Annotated in this window: 14 protein-coding genes; 4 read left to right on the forward strand and 10 right to left on the reverse strand. The window is 40.7% G+C overall.

The window, feature by feature from the left end; all coding sequences use genetic code 11:
• Nucleotides 1-211: 211 nt before the first annotated feature.
• Nucleotides 212-1,123, reverse strand: coding sequence for a DUF7916 family protein (locus A5875_RS19720; protein ID WP_088935271.1), 912 nt, complete (start codon nt 1,121-1,123; stop codon nt 212-214).
• A gap of 21 nt (nt 1,124-1,144) precedes the next feature.
• On the reverse strand, nt 1,145-2,452 hold the full coding sequence (locus A5875_RS19725; RefSeq protein ID WP_088935272.1) for a PTS sugar transporter subunit IIC: 1,308 nt from the start codon (nt 2,450-2,452) through the stop codon (nt 1,145-1,147).
• Between the two features lie 452 nt (nt 2,453-2,904).
• Between A5875_RS19725 and celB the strand changes: the two genes are divergently transcribed.
• Together celB and A5875_RS19735 are read left to right on the forward strand one after the other, a co-directional pair.
• Complete coding sequence (gene celB / locus A5875_RS19730; protein ID WP_088935275.1) at nt 2,905-4,176, forward strand: PTS cellobiose transporter subunit IIC; 1,272 nt, start codon at nt 2,905-2,907, stop codon at nt 4,174-4,176.
• Between the two features lie 103 nt (nt 4,177-4,279).
• Nucleotides 4,280-4,999: a GntR family transcriptional regulator gene (locus A5875_RS19735; protein WP_088935858.1), complete on the forward strand. Its 720-nt coding sequence runs from the start codon at nt 4,280-4,282 to the stop codon at nt 4,997-4,999.
• A 42-nt stretch (nt 5,000-5,041) separates the two neighbouring features.
• Here the strand turns inward: A5875_RS19735 and A5875_RS19740 are convergent, their stop codons facing one another.
• The 5 genes from A5875_RS19740 to A5875_RS19760 are packed head-to-tail and all read right to left on the reverse strand — an operon-like array spanning nt 5,042 to nt 9,296.
• On the reverse strand, nt 5,042-6,397 hold the full coding sequence (locus A5875_RS19740; RefSeq protein ID WP_088935276.1) for a sensor histidine kinase: 1,356 nt from the start codon (nt 6,395-6,397) through the stop codon (nt 5,042-5,044).
• Nucleotides 6,385-7,047 (reverse strand): response regulator transcription factor, encoded by a 663-nt coding sequence (locus A5875_RS19745; protein WP_088935277.1) that lies wholly within the window; start codon nt 7,045-7,047, stop codon nt 6,385-6,387. The genes A5875_RS19740 and A5875_RS19745 overlap by 13 nt, the downstream gene beginning before the upstream one ends.
• 54 nt (nt 7,048-7,101) lie before the next feature.
• Nucleotides 7,102-7,854: a lantibiotic immunity ABC transporter MutG family permease subunit gene (locus A5875_RS19750; RefSeq protein ID WP_088935278.1), complete on the reverse strand. Its 753-nt coding sequence runs from the start codon at nt 7,852-7,854 to the stop codon at nt 7,102-7,104.
• On the reverse strand, nt 7,841-8,581 hold the full coding sequence (locus A5875_RS19755; protein ID WP_088935279.1) for a lantibiotic immunity ABC transporter MutE/EpiE family permease subunit: 741 nt from the start codon (nt 8,579-8,581) through the stop codon (nt 7,841-7,843). Before A5875_RS19755 ends, A5875_RS19750 begins: the two co-directional genes overlap by 14 nt.
• Nucleotides 8,574-9,296 (reverse strand): lantibiotic protection ABC transporter ATP-binding protein, encoded by a 723-nt coding sequence (locus A5875_RS19760; RefSeq protein ID WP_088935280.1) that lies wholly within the window; start codon nt 9,294-9,296, stop codon nt 8,574-8,576. Before A5875_RS19760 ends, A5875_RS19755 begins: the two co-directional genes overlap by 8 nt.
• A gap of 215 nt (nt 9,297-9,511) precedes the next feature.
• Between A5875_RS19760 and A5875_RS19765 the strand changes: the two genes are divergently transcribed.
• Both A5875_RS19765 and A5875_RS19770 read left to right on the forward strand, forming a co-directional pair.
• Nucleotides 9,512-11,143, forward strand: coding sequence for a malolactic enzyme (locus A5875_RS19765; protein WP_088935281.1), 1,632 nt, complete (start codon nt 9,512-9,514; stop codon nt 11,141-11,143).
• A gap of 133 nt (nt 11,144-11,276) precedes the next feature.
• The gene (locus A5875_RS19770; RefSeq protein WP_088935282.1) at nt 11,277-12,599 is read left to right on the forward strand and encodes a 2-hydroxycarboxylate transporter family protein; all 1,323 of its coding nucleotides are present in this window, start codon (nt 11,277-11,279) and stop codon (nt 12,597-12,599) included.
• Between the two features lie 116 nt (nt 12,600-12,715).
• Here the strand turns inward: A5875_RS19770 and A5875_RS19775 are convergent, their stop codons facing one another.
• The 3 genes from A5875_RS19775 to A5875_RS19785 all read right to left on the reverse strand — a co-directional run bounded on the left by A5875_RS19775 (nt 12,716) and on the right by A5875_RS19785 (nt 16,692).
• Entirely contained in the window at nt 12,716-14,251 is a 1,536-nt protein-coding gene (locus tag A5875_RS19775; protein WP_088935283.1) for an MFS transporter, read from the reverse strand.
• A 53-nt stretch (nt 14,252-14,304) separates the two neighbouring features.
• Nucleotides 14,305-14,838 (reverse strand): PadR family transcriptional regulator, encoded by a 534-nt coding sequence (locus A5875_RS19780; RefSeq protein ID WP_088935284.1) that lies wholly within the window; start codon nt 14,836-14,838, stop codon nt 14,305-14,307.
• Nucleotides 14,839-15,003: 165 nt separating this feature from the next.
• Entirely contained in the window at nt 15,004-16,692 is a 1,689-nt protein-coding gene (locus A5875_RS19785; protein WP_088935285.1) for a metallophosphoesterase family protein, read from the reverse strand.
• Nucleotides 16,693-16,784 lie beyond the last annotated feature (92 nt).

Here is a 16,784-nt window from a genome sequence, read left to right on the forward strand (position 1 = left end):
ATTCTTTCTCTGTTGGCAATTTGCCTTGCCCACTATATTTTCCGTCGACTATTTCTTTGATCAATTCAGTAGAAATCTCATGATACTTCGCCATATAAAAACACCTCTGCTAAATAGTAGCCCTTTTCATTCATTCTGACACATTGTCTTTACTATTATGACAGAAAAGCATTTTTACTACCAGTTTACTTTGAACAGGATTTTTTAATGTCTAGCGGTTGATTGAACGAGCCATCATTGAAATCGTGTGTCGCGCACCACGAAGCGCCTTACTCATAGCAAGGATATTTTCGACAGGCGCAATACCTGAATAGCCTGCATCTCCTATGTGCTGGATGTCCACACCGCAGATTTTGTTTTGGATCGCGATTTGTCGCACCGTTTCTTCATCGGCACTTTCTTGACTGGTTCCAATAGCTGTCATAACAAGTGCTCCCGCTTGATGAACAGCCTTCACAGCGGCTTTTAAATCATCGCTGTCAAAGCCAGGCACCGTTCCCACAGCAGGAACCAAGATGATATCCGCCCCACTTTCAACAAAAGATTGAATCGCTTGGAAATCTGCTACTGGTTCATCAACACCGGCTCCATGCATTTTCCCTGCAATCACCAATCCGTTATAATGTTCCTTCGCCCGTTTGATTGCCTGATTGATCTGCTTATTGGTCACACCAGTTCCTGGGTTTCCAGTTAAACAAATATAGTCAAAGCCTAGCTTCTCGGCTTGTTTCAGTGTTTCTTCATTGGCTTGACGACCTAAAGGAATCGTTAGTTTATTCTCTGCCATTTTCGCATCCTGATCCACCGGCTCTAAGTTCACACCGATCGGACGTCCCACCAGCTTTCTTAATTTATGGATCAGCTCTTCTTCTGTTTCACCAGCGGATAATTCCAATCCTTCGATTTTCAAATTCAAGACATCCACACCATTTAGCAAAATCAAATCTGCACCAAAGGCCCGTGCTACTTCTGCATTGGTGATATCTCCTACCAACGACTCTCTTACAGCTACATTTTCAGAGACGATCGTTCTTCCTTCACTTGCTTTAATACTTTGCTTTAATTCTGCTGCTGACATTGCTAATAAATCTGATGCATTCGCGCTAATTAATCGTTTTACCATTTTTTAGATTCCTCACATTTTCTAGTTATTTGATGTTCCGCTTTCAGCTAATACATTTTGACGCTCAACGGTTTGATAGAAGGGATAATAAATCAAAATATCCAAAATTATCAACACTACCTGCAATATAGCGCCGCTCATATGACCGCCCGTTGCAAGAAAACCGCTGATAACCGGCGGCATCGTCCAAGGAACAGCGATTCCGACCGTTCTTGCGACTAACCCGGAAGACATAGTAAAGTAGGTGACCAGTGCATTGACCATTGGCGCTAAAATAAACGGAATAATCAGACTAATGTTCAATACTACTGGAAGCCCATACATAGCTGGTTCATTAATATTAAATATACCAGGAGTCAATGTCAATGGAGCCATTGTTTTGGTTAATTGACTCGATTTTTTCTTGAGAGCAATAATCGTAATAACAATCACCAACCCGATCGTGGCACCGCCACCGCCCATATAGACAAAATTATCAATAAATGGCTGAGTAATGATGTGCGGCAATTCTGCTGTCCGATCCGCTTGATAAATTAACCGATTGGCATCAGTATTCATTAGCCAAATAGGTGAAATAATACTATTTACAACGTTCCCGCCATGAATCCCAGTAAACCAAAAAGCACTGTTTAAGAAAATCGAAATGACCGTCCCGCCAATCGTTGCTCCTAGCAACCCTAACGGACCGCCAAAAATCTTCAACAGCAGATCATGAATATTTCCGATCCCAGTTGCATCTAATAATGCAAAGATGACTAACCAAAGAGTAATGATAGCTGCACCAGGAATTAATGCACTAAAGCTTTTTGAGACTGCTGGCGGCACAGAATCCGGAAGTGTGATCTGAATATTATGATTGATAAACCAAGCGAAGATCAACGCAGTGATAATTCCTAAAACGATTGCTACGAACAATCCCCGACTGCCCATATATGCAACAGGAATCCCTTCCACAGGCGCCTCTCCACCAGAAAAAATATTCGGTGTCGCTACCAAAAAAGACGACAGGGCAATTACACCAGCAGAGGTTCCATCAACATCATGCTGACTGGCTAAACTCTGCGCGATCCCAAAACTCGCAACCAATCCCATAATTCCAAAGCTGCCATTTGTCCCTTTGTTCAAATAATCAATAATACCGGTGTTCCCTAGCCATTCGATCCACGCATCAATCGGAAAATTTCCGATGATCAAAAATAATGAACCGATAATAATCAATGGCATACTCAATGTGATCCCATTCCGAATGGCGATCAATACCCGATTCGCGCCCAACTTTGATGCGATCGGCAAAAGCTTCTTCTCCAAAAACAAATTAAACTTATTCATTTTCTACACCTCTTTTTCTTAAAATTTAGAAATATGCATCATGCTGAAACAAAAATCCCTATATTCTTCCACCTTTATATTCATGCACCTCTTTCTATATTTGTTGGTACCAATTTAAATAGATGGCACTACACAGAAAAAACGTTTACAATGGTTTTCTTATAAAAGAACATTTGCAAATTTCTATTAATTAAACGTTTCTATATGATTGTTCGCTCAAATAAAAAACACACTTCCGACCAATTTCCCCTCGATTTTTTCTTTTAAGATATGATTGATCTGCTATACTTAAGGTAAAATTATGGAGGGTTACGATGATCGCTCAACCTGAAACATATTCTAAAAAACCTGTCTCTTATACACATCTATTTTAAACTATGACTAGACATACAGGGAAAATCATGCTAAATTATAGCTGTAATCGATTACAAAAAAATCTAGAGGTGAAGAAAATGAATGGGTTTATGGATAAACTAGCGGAAAAAATCATGCCGCTAGCAAATAAGTTAGGGCAAAATCGCTACTTGACTGTACTTAGAGATGCCTTTATGTTGTCATTTCCACTTACGATGTTTGGATCAATCGTTGTCGTGATTAATAATCTACCTTTTTTCAATGATGCCACCAAAGGGATCTTAGGTGACCTTTTTGGTAACGGACAAAATGCTACGATGAGCATCATGTCTGTCTTCGTTACATTCGGGATCGGCTATTATTTATCAGAATCTTATGAAGTAGAAGGTATTTTTGGCGGTGCGGTCTCCTTTGCGAGTTTCTTGATCCTAACGCCTTTTGCAATGACGTTGGAAAACGGAGAAAAAATCAGCGGTATCTTATCATTAGATCGACTTGGTGCAAAAGGAATGTTTATTGGAATGATCGCTGCATTTCTTGCAGCAGAAATTTATTGCCGTGTGACTAAGCGAGGCTGGCAGATCAAAATGCCCGACGGTGTTCCGCCGGCAGTCACAAAATCTTTTGCGGCCTTGATTCCAGCAGTCCTGACATTGACTGTTTTCTTAATCGTAAATGCAATTATGACTGGTGTCTTCCATGCGAATCTCCACGATGTGATCTATGAGGTCATTCAAAAACCTTTGACTGGTCTTGGCAGCAGTTTACCTGCTACTTTATTAGCTCTTTTCTTAGTCCAATTTTTATGGTTCTTTGGTCTTCACGGACAGATCATTGTCAATTCTGTAATGGACCCGATTTGGAATACCTTGATGTTAGACAACTTGGAAGCTTATAAGGCTGGCAATCCATTGCCCCACATTATTTCTAAACCATTTATGGAAACCTTCACTGTTGGCTTGGGCGGTTCTGGTATGACTCTAGCCGTTGTGATTCTGATGGCATTTGTCCTAAAGAAAAAACAATACCGCGATGTTGGTCGTTTGGCTTTGGCTCCTGGAATTTTTAATGTGAATGAACCAGCTATTTTCGGATTACCGATCGTTTTGAATGCGACTATTTTGATTCCATGGGTATTGGCGCCTTTAGTTGTTACAACAATTAATTATTTAGTCATGGCTGCCGGTATCGTGCCGCCTCCAACTGGTGTTTCCGTTCCATGGACCGTGCCGATCGTGGCTAGTGGTATTTTGGCAACGAATTCTTGGTTAGGTGGCGCGTTGCAGGTACTCGATTTCATTATCGTCGGCTGTATCTGGTATCCATTCTTACGGATACTTGATCGCCAGCCAAATTTCGATATCGAATAATACCTCTGAATAGTTAAGACAAATCCAAAAAAGTTTGTCTTAACTTTTTTTATTCATTGTATAGACATTTAAACTTAGCTATAATCATATTGAGGTGATGATGTTGCCAAAATACGAAGAAATCGCAAATACGCTACGAAATCGGATCAAAAGTGAGACTTATCCAGCGGGTTCTCTGCTTCCGAAGCAAATCGAATTAGTCAAAGAATTTTCAGTTAGCCGCATGACTATCCAAAAAGCATTAGAAATCTTGACCTTAGAAGGGCTGCTGGCTTCGAAAAAAGGCGTTGGAACGACTGTTTTGCACCACCCTTTTTTAACGAAGGATACATCTTTTCTTTCCTACTACGAAGGTCTAAGTGCAGAAATGGAAAAAGCCAATCGAAAACTAGAAAGTCAGGTCATCGAGTTCAACGTTGAGTTTCCAGATGTTTCTATTCAAGAAAAACTGCACATTTCGGAAGAGGAGCCTGTCTATAAAATCATTCGTTTGCGAATTTTAGATGATCAGCCCTTTATCCTAGAGCATACATATATGCCGATTCAGGCTGTGCCAAACCTGAAAAAAGAGATTATTGAATCCTCGATTTACCAGTATATAAAAAAAGAACTGGGCATTAAGATCACTGGCGCTTACCGAACAATTCGCGCGGACAAAAGTTCTGAATATGATCAAAAATATCTTGACTGTGCCGTTGATGATCCTGTTTTGGAGATTCGCCAAATCGCTTATCAGCAAAACGGCGACCCGATTGAATATTCTCGCAGCCGCAACCGTTTTGATGTGCGAGACTATTCTTTTCTTGATATGAAAGGTAATTAAATACGCAAAAAAAGCCTATTTTTTTGAAATAGGCTTTTTTGTTTAGTCATTAATTGTAAGAGTTAACGTTACCTTACCGCCAACCGCTGTATTCTCTAACTTTAACTGTCCCTGATGATAATTGGCTACCTGCTCCACTATTGATAGGCCAATACCATAATTATTATTGATTGTTCGACTCTGATCCTGTTGCCAAAACATTTCCTTAGCATGATTCAACGCTTCCGGTGAAAATCCAGGACCAGTGTCTTCAAAAATGAACGCTAATTTTTGTTTTTGCTTTTCAATAGTAACTTTTACACTTCCTGATGCCGTGTAAGAAATTGCGTTATTCCCGATATTTACTAGCGCTCGTGTCAGCAGGACTGGGGCAACCATAATTGTAGTTAGATCATGCTTGTGCTGAATATCTAACTCGATCCCTTTTTGCTTTGCTAAAGGAAGCAGTATCTTACTCAAATCATCCATGATAGCTTCGATAGCAACCGGTACCTTCTCCTCTTGAACAACATCGAAATTCGAAATTTGCTGCAACAGATGAAGATATTTTTTCGTCTTCATTCCTGAATCATGAATGTGCTGAATTAGTTGTCTCTGCTCAGCATCTAACTCCTCTTCAAGTAAAAGCTCTGCATTTCCATTGATTACCGTCAAAGGTGTATTGATATCATGAGTTAAGGCAGCGATCTCTTTTTTACGCTGCTGCTGGGTTTCCCACTGCTGGACTAGCGATTCCTTCAATGCCCCTCTCATTTCTTCCATTGATTGCAGGACATGATCAAATTCTATGATGCCTGTGGCGGCGTTGATTGCTGAATCAAGATTCTTTTGTGTGATCTGCTGGCTGGCCTGTTCAACCAAAATCAATTTGGCTTTTATTTGTTTGCTGGCCCTTCTGACGTATAGTACGAAAAAGAGTATTAGCACAAATGCTGTTCCAATTATAAAAAGAACTTCAAAATTTGGAAAAATAGCTCTCAATCGTGCATTAGTAAACTGTGCTTTGTATTGCCATAAAAATAATACATAGCTTCCATCTGAAAAAGAGAGAAAAGTGCCTGTCGGATAGGAGTCATTTTTATTTTTATAGCGCTTGACTGCATCCTCCAGTGATTCTTCTGATAGTGAAGTGTTTTTTACATCGCCATTTTTAGCAAAATAGATATAGTCATAATAATTAGGTTTCAGCTTATCTGGAAATGACAGGCGCTCTTTAAGCTGTGCCATTTCGTTTCGTGCCTCTACTTCTCCCGCATTTGCCGGAGCAATTTTTTCTGTAGAGATCAAAAGTTGAAATACTAGCAGCATCAATAATAGAATGGCTAAAACTCCCGAAAAAGCCAACAATAAAATATGGGTCACATACCTTGTTAAGCCGATTGTTTTTATTTTCGCCATCGATAACCAATCCCCCAGACCGTCTCGATCGGATCTTCCTGATAATCTTTTAATTTTGCTCGAATATTTTTGATATGTTCAACGATCACACTGTCATCAGAACTCCCAGCATAGCCGAAAACTGCTTCATATAATTGCGCCTTGGAAAATACTTGACCTGCCGCTTCCAATAAATGCGCACAAATAAGATATTCGGACTTTGTTAAGAAAATTTCGGCTGAATCATGAAATAGTTTCTTTCCTGCCAGATCCAAAGAAAAATTTCCGATTCGCAAAACATGTGTATGTCCTCGCGACTCTCGCCGCAAATGGGCCGAAACCCGTGCCCGCAGCTCCGAAACAGAAAAGGGTTTGCGAATATAATCATCGCCGCCAATGCCCAGCCCATGAATCAACGCACTCTCCCCGGTTTTGGCCGTAACAAAAAGTATCGGACAATCAACTAAATTGCGCATTCTTTGACAGTATTCAAATCCGTCCTCTTCCGGCATCATCACGTCTAATAAAATCAAATCAGCGAACTTAGCTTTTTCAGCAGTTACTGCTTTTGTACTCGTAAAGGTTTCTACCTGATGTCCTTCACGCAGCAAAGCTGTTTTGATAAATGCTAAGATTTTTTCATCATCATCAATTGCGAAAATCGTCGCCATCTGCTCACCTCACTTTTCCCATCATACGTCTTAAACGTTTAAACAACAAGCTCGTCAAAAGTCATTTTTGCACCCTTCCCATTGATAAAACCAAAGAAAAAGAAAGAGGAGCATTAGTAAGGATAAAAGGATCAGCGCCGCTCCTCCAAACTGAATACTCATTAACGCGGTGGTGCTATTCGTTGTGAAATAACGCGTTATCAAGGGAACCAAACGAATCCCCCAAGAACAAGGAAAGAAAAACCAAATCGTCTCACCAAGTCCTGTCAGCAGTAAAGCACAGAGTAAAAGCTCGACTGTCGCAATCGAAAAATTAACATTCCGGCCAAAACAAAGACCTAACCATAAATGAAAAAGATACTGAAAAAGCGAACAACACCAAACTACTCCCACAAGTAAAAAAATCAGCGAAGCGGGCAACGAATAATCTGAGAAAAATTGAGAAAGAATCAAATGATAGCCTATTCCAACAAATAAGCAGGAAAATAGACCAGGCAATATCAACAATAAAATTTTTGCCGTCAGAGCAATCGGTTTTGACGGGGCATTCAATAGAAAGAAGCCGCTGCCTGCTTCAATTTCCTGATCAGAAATAATCGTAGTCAGCCATGCCGCAATTATCGGATAGATTAATGTCAGCACTTGAAAGAAATTGATTGTTAGCCTGTTTGCTGGATACTTCGTTAATAGCTGATAGCCTAGAAAAATACTTATCCCCAGCGCTGGAATGATTAAATGCAATAAAAAGAATGAGCTCCTGCTCCCCTTCAAAATGTCAGCCTGCAAAGTACGTCTAAGCTGCTTCATGATAATATCCTCCACTGCTAAACCACTTGGTCGTTAAATAATAACTCCCGATAAATAGGATAATCGTGAAAATCACTCCCGGCACAATAACATTCGTATCATATAACGGACTCCCCGCTTCTAGCGGAACACCATTCGGATTGACGCCAATAATCGGAGCCATCAATCTTGGCGCGATGGCAAATGGCAGATACCACAGATCACCGCCAGCAATTGTTTGACTTGAGCAGAAGAAATTCAAAAAAATAATACTTAAAAAGGTAACGACCGAATGAAACCGATCAGCCAGAAACAAGCCTAAAGGTATTTGCCATGCCCAAGTCACTGTTAAGATAATCCCAGCTGCGATCCCTCGCCAAATCGGATATTGTGCAGAAAATATTAGTCCAGAAAGCGTGGTGAGCCCAAAAACCAACCCATTCCCGAAAACTAAATAAAGCACTCCTGTCAAAATTTTCCCCTGCCAAATTTTGACTGGCGAAATCGGCAAAACATTAACATTGAAAAAAGATAGCCGCTTATCTGAATCAATCAGATTATTACAAATCAAGCCAACCACCATCGGCAGCAGCAGCATATACCACCAGTTATAAGCCCCGATCTGTGTGAATTGCCCGCCCATCAAAAAAATCGCCATCAAACTGACCAAAAGCGGAAAGAGAACAATGCCTTTTCTTCCAAAACTGCGCTTGCCCTTCAGCAATTCTGCCTGAATAATTCTACCCATAATGCGCATCCTCCCCTAGTTGTTTCTCTCTTGCAACGTCCATAAAGAGTTTTTCCAGTGCGGCACTATTTTCCGGCAGCTCCCCTTGATAGCCAAGTTGCCCATTAGCGATGATACCAATCGTGTCCACCGTATTTTCTACTTCCGATAATATATGACTGGAAAGAATAACCGATATTCCTTGTGCAGGCAACGACCGGATCAATTCTCGCAAAGCTTGAATACCTAGAGGGTCCAAGCCATTCGTTGGTTCATCCAAAATCAATAATTTAGGCTGATTCAATAGCGCTAAAGCAAGACCTAAGCGCTGCTTCATCCCCATTGAAAATTGACGCGCCTTTTTCTTACCTGTGTTCCGTAAACCAACCAACGCTAAAACCTCTTCTATTCGTGATTCCGCTAAACCTAAAACAGTCGTCCGCACGAGCAAATTCTCCTGCGCGGTCAAATTTCCATAAAGCGGCGGACTTTCAATCAAAGCACCAATCTCAGCTAAATCTTTGCGCTGCCAAGGCTGACCTTTATAAATAATCTCTCCTTCTGAAGGCTTAATAAGACCTGCGATCATCTTCAATGTCGTTGATTTCCCAGCACCATTAGCGCCTAAAAGACCATACACTTCATTTTTAGGAATTTCCAAAGACAAATTATTCACAGCCTTTTGCTTATGATAGGTTTTTGTCAAGTTTTTAGTGGTAATAATCATTTCTTTCATCATTCATTCCCCCTCGTTCTATCCTTAGTATGGAAAACAAATATAAGGAAACTATAAGGAAGGTTGAAATTAAAAAATTGGACGATCACAAAAGAATTTCTCGCTCTCTTTAAAATCACTCATATAAATAAAATTTATCGTTACCCAAGGTTTTGACTATAAACCTTTCCTCCTTTTATACTTCGCTAGCAATCAAAATTTAGGAGGATTTATTTATGCTTACTGGTTTAAACCTATTGAATAATCCCTTTTTAAACAAAGGGACTGCTTTTACAAAAGAAGAACGTGCAAAATACGGCATCACAGGAATGCTTCCCAGCACTGTTCAAACACTGGAACAACAATCTGTTCAAGCTTATGGTCAATATCTAAGCAAACCATCTGATTTAGAAAAACGGATTTTCTTAATGAACGTGTTCAACACCAACCGGACATTGTTCTACAAATTAATGGGGCAACACCTCGTTGAATTCATGCCAATCGTTTATGATCCAGTAGTTGCGGATTCGATCGAACAATACAATGAAATTTTTGTTGAACCGCAAGATGCTGCTTTTCTATCAATCGATGATCCAGCAAGCATCAAAGACAGCTTGAAAAACGCTGCGGATGGTCGCGACATTCGTTTGATCGTTGTTACTGACGCAGAAGGTATTTTAGGAATGGGCGACTGGGGTGTCAACGGTGTCGATATCGCCATCGGTAAATTAATGGTTTACACTGCCGCTGCTGGTATCAACCCTGCACAAGTATTACCTGTATCGATCGATGCTGGTACAAAAAACGAAGAATTATTAAACAACCCGCTTTACTTAGGTAACCGTCATGCCCGTGTCGAAGGTGACACTTACTATGACTTTATCGATCAATTTGTTGAAGCTGCTACAGAGCTTTTCCCTGAACTATTATTACACTGGGAAGACTTCGGACGTGGCAATGCCGCAAACATTTTAGAAAAATACCAAGACAAGATCACGACCTTCAATGATGACATCCAAGGAACTGGGATCGTCGTACTTGCCGGTGTTCTAGGTGGATTAAATATTTCAGGAGAAGCATTAAAAGACCAAACGATTTTAACCTTTGGTGCTGGAACTGCGGGTGTTGGTATCGCTAATATCCTATTAAAAGAAATGGTTCGTCAAGGAACTCCTGAAGAAGAAGCCCGCAAACACTTCTATCAAGTCGACAAACAAGGGTTATTGTTTGAAGACACAGAAGGTTTAACTCCTGGACAAATTCCATTTGCCAGAAAACGTGCTGAATTCACTAACAGCGCTGAACTAACAAACTTAGAAGCTGTGGTAAAAGAAATCCATCCGACAATTATGATCGGAACGTCTACTCAACCAGGTGCTTTCAGTGAAGCAATCATTAAAGACATGGCTGCACACACAGCTCGTCCAATTATTATGCCTTTATCAAATCCAACAAAACTAGCTGAAGCAACAGCAAAGGATTTGATCGAATGGACAGATGGCAAAGCATTGATCGGAACAGGAATTCCTGCCGACGACGTTGAATACCAAGGTATAACTTATCAAATCGGCCAAGCCAACAATGCGTTAATGTACCCTGGGCTAGGTTTAGGTTTGATTGCTTCAACTTCAACTCGCGTAAATGATGAAATTATTTCTCAAGCGAGCCGTGCGCTAGGCGGAATCGTCGACGTGACAAAACCAGGTGCATCCATCCTGCCTCCAGTAGCAAAAATCACTGAGTTCTCTCAAATTATCGCTGAAACTGTCGCAAAATCAGTTGTCGATCAAAAACTGAACCGTGAAGAAATCACTGATGTCAAAGCCGCTGTTGAAGCTGCAAAATGGCTGCCTGAATACAAAGACTAACGCTTAACCATTCATCCCTCTCTCAATGACTGGTTGATTAAATAAAAACAACTCTCTTATTTGCGGAAGTAGATTATCATCTACTCCCTCTTTGCTTCAATCATCGCTTTATTAAAGAAAGGATCTTTTTAAAATGGCACAAAAAGAAACAACAACTGCGCTGCCAGTTGAAGAAAAAAAGACCGGTTTTTGGTCAACAAAAATTTCCGGCGTTAGCTTGCCAATCTATTTGATCATGGTCGTTGTGTTGATCGTGGCGATGGCTTTAGGCAAATTGCCAACAAATATGATCGGACCAATCGCGATCCTAGTTATTTTCGGGAACTTATTCCATTTTATCGGCAACAAAATTCCAATCGTCAAAAGCTACCTAGGCGGCGGATCTGTCTTTGCGATCTTTGCCTCTGCTGCGATTGCGACTTTTGGCATCTTGCCTGATGCACTTGTTAAATCAACCGAAAATTTTGTCACCAACATGGGCTTCTTAGATTTTTATATCGCTGCCTTGATCACAGGTAGTATCTTAGGAATGAACCGTAAATTATTGATGAAGGCCTCTGTTCGCTTTATTCCTGTTGCTCTTATTTCTATGGTAGTTTCTTTCTTTGCTGTTGGACTTGTGGGGATGCTGATCGGTAACGGTTTTGCTAACTCGGTGTTATACATCTCATTACCGGCTATGGCTGGCGGTGTTGGTGCCGGAGCTGTTCCGCTATCAACCATTTACGCGCATGTTTTAGGGACAGATGCCTCATCGATTATCTCCCGCTTAATTCCTGCAACAGCGATGACCAATGTTTTAGCAATTATTGGCGCTGCTCTAGTATCTCGTGCTGGTCAATCATTGCCTAAATTGAACGGTAACGGGAAATTGATGGAAAAAGGCGATCTTGGCGATGGCAAACCTCGTGAAGTAAAACCAGATATTGCTCAGCTTGGTGTTGGCTTGATGGTAGCCTTGACCTTCTTCATTTTAGGTCAAATCTGCAACTTCTTCGTTCCAAAGATTCATGCGTATGCCTTCATGATCATCATCGTAGTTATTTGTAAAATTACGAATATCCTGCCTGAATACTATGAAGATGCAGCGATCATGTTCAATAATTTGATCGTTAAAAACCTAACTGCCGCTGTTCTTGCCGGTATTGGTATTGCTTTATTGAACTTGAATGTTTTAGCCTCTGCTTTAACCTGGCAATTCGTTGTTTTATGCTTAACAAGTGTGGTTGTCATCTCACTTGTTTCTGGATTCGTCGGCCGTCTTTTCGGTCTATATCCAATCGAATCAACCATTACCGCTGGATTATGTAATAACTCAATGGGCGGAACGGGAAATGTTGCTGTATTATCTGCCGCTAACAGAATGGAATTGATTGCTTTTGCTCAGATGGGCAACCGTTTAGGCGGCGCGATCGTCCTAATCATCTCAGGCTTCTTGATGCAGCTGTTTTCATAAAATAAAACCGAGGGCACAGATTACTTTCTCTTTTACGAAAGTATCTGTGCCCTCGGCTTTTTTCATTTTTTAATAAGAACAAGATCAGACACGGCAGTCGATAAATCAGCTGAAATTTATTCTATTACCTCTTTGCTTTCACGCATAAAGATCGCTGCGCCGATCGCACCAACGACAACAATTGCTCCAGCAACATAACAGATTTGGATCAAACCTTTGTCGAAGGCATTAACGACAACCTTTTGCAGCTCGTGCGCAAACGGCGCCTTGCTTAACGCATCAGAAAATGCGATTTGATGACCGGAAAATGGTCCCGCTGTAATCAAGCCGTTGGTTAATTTTTCAGGCAAATGCATTGAGGCCGCATGTTGGTTTACCACATCCGCATAACGATTTGCTTCGACTAATCCTAAAATCACAACGCCAAAACTTGTTCCAAATTGCCGAAAAACATTCAATAGACCTGATGCCATCCCCATCTCTTCAGGTGCGACACCTTCCAATCCGGCCGAGTTCAATACTGGATTCACGATTCCATTGGCAATTCCGATCATAACAAGCGTTGGCCATAATTGCGCGTAGCCCATCGTCGGAGATAATTGACCGATCAAGAAGATAAAACCAGCCCCGCTGACTAATAAGCCGGCTACGATCATCCATTTTTTCGAGAATTTATTCCCAAGAATTCCTACGACCGGACCTAAAATCAGCGACCAGACAGATAAAGCCAATTGACGAATCCCCGTATCAAAGGCTGACCAGCCGATATAGTTTTGCATCAATACGGTTAAATAGGTATTGAAGGCATAGATTCCTGAACCTAATGCAAACGCGACTAAAACGGACCCGATAAAATTGATATTCTTGAACATCTTTAAATTCATCATTGGATTTTCAACTTTCGCTTCAACGAAGATAAACAAGGCTAAAAATACAACAGCTAAAACTAACCAGCCGCCAACCTTTGGATCTGTCCATGCCAAATTAATCTGGGTTTCTTTTTGAATCAAGCCATAAATCGCGCTGAATAATGCAGCGGCGGATAAAGCCATCCCGATAAAATCGATTTTCTGATCTTTCCCATAACTTGGCGTTTCATTGACAAAACGAATCGTCATTAAAACGGCAATAATACCGATTGGTAAATTGATAAAAAAGATCGATTCCCAACCAAAAGCATCCACTAACAGACCGCCGACTAATGGACCTGAAGCAGAAGATAAACCAATCACTGAACCTAAAATACCCAAGGCTAGCCCGCGCTGTTTGCCATCAAAGTTCGATGCGACCAATGCCATTGATAAAGACATCATCCCTGCACCGCCAATAGCTTGAATGCCGCGGCCAATATCCAAAATTAATAATGAAGGCGCAAAACCGTTCACCACAGAAGCAATTACAAATAAGATCAAGCTGGCCAAGAAGACTTTCTTGCGTCCATACATGTCACCCATTTTTGATACGATCAACAATGTGACCGCAAAAACTAACGTATAAGCATTCAAAACCCATTGCAATTGAGTAAAAGGTTCATTAAAAGCCTTTTGCATAGTCGGCAACGCTACGTTTACTACTGTAACGTCCAACAATCCCATGAAAACGCCTAAAGACATCGCAACTAATGAGAACCATTTTTTTAAAGAATTTTCCATAAACTATTCGCACTCCTACTATCTATAACTATCAATCTGCTGATCGCAACCAGTTATTTCCGATCAGCGATTTGTTTCTTGTTCCAGCTTAATTTTGTTTTAGCGATTTGGATATCCAGCTCATACGCCTCGCCCAAAATACGAAAACGTTCCGCATTTTCTGGAAAACGCGCCTGATGCTCCATCATATCCTCCTGCGCCTTTTGATAAAATTCCAAATCCTTTTCGATAAACAACCGAAATTCCTCTAAAATGTCCAATTGTTCAGCAAGGGTGATGCTGTCTAACGAACGCAATTTGAAATGAATCATGTCGTTGCGCTTCGCATCCGAAGGTATTTTTTCTTTCATTAATTCAATAAAACGATCAACGCCTTTTGTGGTAATATGCCACAACTTCATCTTGCGCCCTTCTTCATGCATCATTGAAGTGACAAGTCCCTCTTTTTCTAACCTTTCTAATGAAGGATACAGCACACCGCTGGAAACCTTACGCATCGGCTGCAAAGCCGACCCAACGATTTTTTGCAGCTTATAACCGGTTTTATCCCCACTGATCAATGAACCTAAAAGCAATAAATCATACATGATGTCCTCCCCTCCGACAAAACTGCATAAGTCTTTTAGATATATTGACTTGCTAATTATAGGTCTTTTAGATAGGTTGTCAATTAAAAAGCCTTTTTGAAAAAACTAGCTTATTTACTAAAAAAATCCGTATCCTTCATTAAAGGACACAGATTTTCTAAAATTCTATTTCACTTCTTGCAACAAACTCATCAATTCAAATCCGGTATTAACCTTCGAATAAATCGAACAAACCACAAATAATCGTTTTCCAGCAAATTCTGTTTTTTTGAATCGTCTTGAGGAGGCCGGTATGTGGTGATGCCCATGGATCGCCCCGATGATCGTATATTTTTCAAACAGCTTTTTTATTTTCGGTTCTTCACAAATATAGTCTTTGTTATAGGCCTCGCTTGTCTCTGGCAACAAACTCAATTCATTGAACAATGGTGCATGAGAAACAATCACAGTAGGGATCTCCGTATCCTCGCCTAATAGTTTTTCTAACGATTTCAAAATAAATTGCTGCTGCGCCTTTTTCCGTTTTACTAATGCAACTGGAATCGTAAGCCCAATATAACGAATGCCTTCATGAATCAGGCTGCCATTATTCAGCAAATTCATTTTAGGAAAACGAGCAGCAATCTCTGTTTTAACTACCTCATAAAACGGATGATCTCCCGTTGGCAATAAATACCAAGCCTCATCTGGATCTTGCAGTAATTCCTTGAACCATTCATAGTTGAAAAATGGACGCCATTTATCCCACTGCTCGTCTGTTCGGTCGGTTGTTTCTGGCAAAATATCGACTAACTCGTGCCCGCCAATGACATAAACGCCTGCGATTTCTTCATCGCGAACATGCGAATCTGAGACATCCCCCGCTAAAATATTAAAATGGCGATTAAGGAATGGTAATTTCCCATCTTTTGCATGAATATCAGAAACTACATTGATCAAATTGCGATTTTCAGCAGAATGAACATTTTTGAAATATTTTTCTGCTTCGTCTGGATGAACGCTGTGAGCGATATAATTTTCTCGCAGCCGCGACAGCTCTTCACCGTATTCCGAGCGTAATAACGGTTGGGTATTTACAATTGCAGAGTCAGCAGCAACCAGGGCATTTTCGATCCCCGACTTCACTTCTTGCGGCAATAAGGATAAAGCAGAATCAATATCTGAATGAATCGTTAGACCTTGTTCGATTAGCTGCTGGTCCTGTCCCACTGATTCTAACAACTGGACTTCCTTTCCATCGATCATCAGTGGTAATGAATTCGCAAGCTGAACAACAAAGTTCAAATATTCAGAAAGATATCCGGCAATCCCAGTTTTAACATTCTCACTAAACAAAAATTTGCCGGCAAGGTTGGCTGACAACGGACCCGTTTCATCATGCTGCATCAGACGTCCGACAACTTGAATTTCCAATAACGGATTTTGCATGATCGCATTATAAGCCTGCTTCACCTCAAATGAATGTTCATCGACCCGATTGCCTGTTACTTGAAAAATACTTAACGTTAAATATTTCTCAACGGTCGTCTGATGTAACTCGATATAGCGTCGGATCTCTTCTGGATGAAGCAAGTACTGAATTGCGGCTCGCTGAATATAGTTCCGAGCGGTATCGTAAGGAATCGCCGAATAAACAAGATCGCCTTTTGAGGAGATCGCCATCGAATGATTTCTCGTATTGTAAGTCAATTGAAAATAATTATTTTTAAAAACAGTCTTATTGACCGGACGCCGCTTATTTTCTGGATAAAGCTCGATCCGCTCAGCCAAAGCCTGCGGCAATGCAGTTTTCATCGGTAAAGAAAGCTCTTTCCTGCTTACCATCAAATCTTTTTCATTTTTCTTCGATTTCATCAAAGCACCTCTATTTTAAAGAGAATTCGCCTTCTCTTTACGTACATTTATATCTGTCTCTTATACACATCTCCGAGCCCACGAGACGCTCA

The sequence above is a fragment of the Enterococcus sp. 3H8_DIV0648 genome (genome assembly GCF_002140655.1).
GTDB lineage: Bacteria > Bacillota > Bacilli > Lactobacillales > Enterococcaceae > Enterococcus_A > Enterococcus_A hulanensis.

Coding starts and splice junctions, on each gene's coding strand:
- A5875_RS19745 (WP_088935277.1), bottom strand. CDS start 7,047: ATGGCGACGATTTTCGCAATTGATGATGATGAAAAAATCTTAGCATTT.
- A5875_RS19720 (WP_088935271.1), bottom strand. CDS start 1,123: ATGGTAAAACGATTAATTAGCGCGAATGCATCAGATTTATTAGCAATG.
- A5875_RS19770 (WP_088935282.1), top strand. CDS start 11,277: ATGGCACAAAAAGAAACAACAACTGCGCTGCCAGTTGAAGAAAAAAAG.
- celB (WP_088935275.1), top strand. CDS start 2,905: ATGAATGGGTTTATGGATAAACTAGCGGAAAAAATCATGCCGCTAGCA.
- A5875_RS19740 (WP_088935276.1), bottom strand. CDS start 6,397: ATGGCGAAAATAAAAACAATCGGCTTAACAAGGTATGTGACCCATATT.
- A5875_RS19765 (WP_088935281.1), top strand. CDS start 9,512: ATGCTTACTGGTTTAAACCTATTGAATAATCCCTTTTTAAACAAAGGG.
- A5875_RS19755 (WP_088935279.1), bottom strand. CDS start 8,581: ATGGGTAGAATTATTCAGGCAGAATTGCTGAAGGGCAAGCGCAGTTTT.
- A5875_RS19775 (WP_088935283.1), bottom strand. CDS start 14,251: ATGGAAAATTCTTTAAAAAAATGGTTCTCATTAGTTGCGATGTCTTTA.
- A5875_RS19780 (WP_088935284.1), bottom strand. CDS start 14,838: ATGTATGATTTATTGCTTTTAGGTTCATTGATCAGTGGGGATAAAACC.
- A5875_RS19750 (WP_088935278.1), bottom strand. CDS start 7,854: ATGAAGCAGCTTAGACGTACTTTGCAGGCTGACATTTTGAAGGGGAGC.
- A5875_RS19785 (WP_088935285.1), bottom strand. CDS start 16,692: ATGAAATCGAAGAAAAATGAAAAAGATTTGATGGTAAGCAGGAAAGAG.
- A5875_RS19760 (WP_088935280.1), bottom strand. CDS start 9,296: ATGAAAGAAATGATTATTACCACTAAAAACTTGACAAAAACCTATCAT.
- A5875_RS19725 (WP_088935272.1), bottom strand. CDS start 2,452: ATGAATAAGTTTAATTTGTTTTTGGAGAAGAAGCTTTTGCCGATCGCA.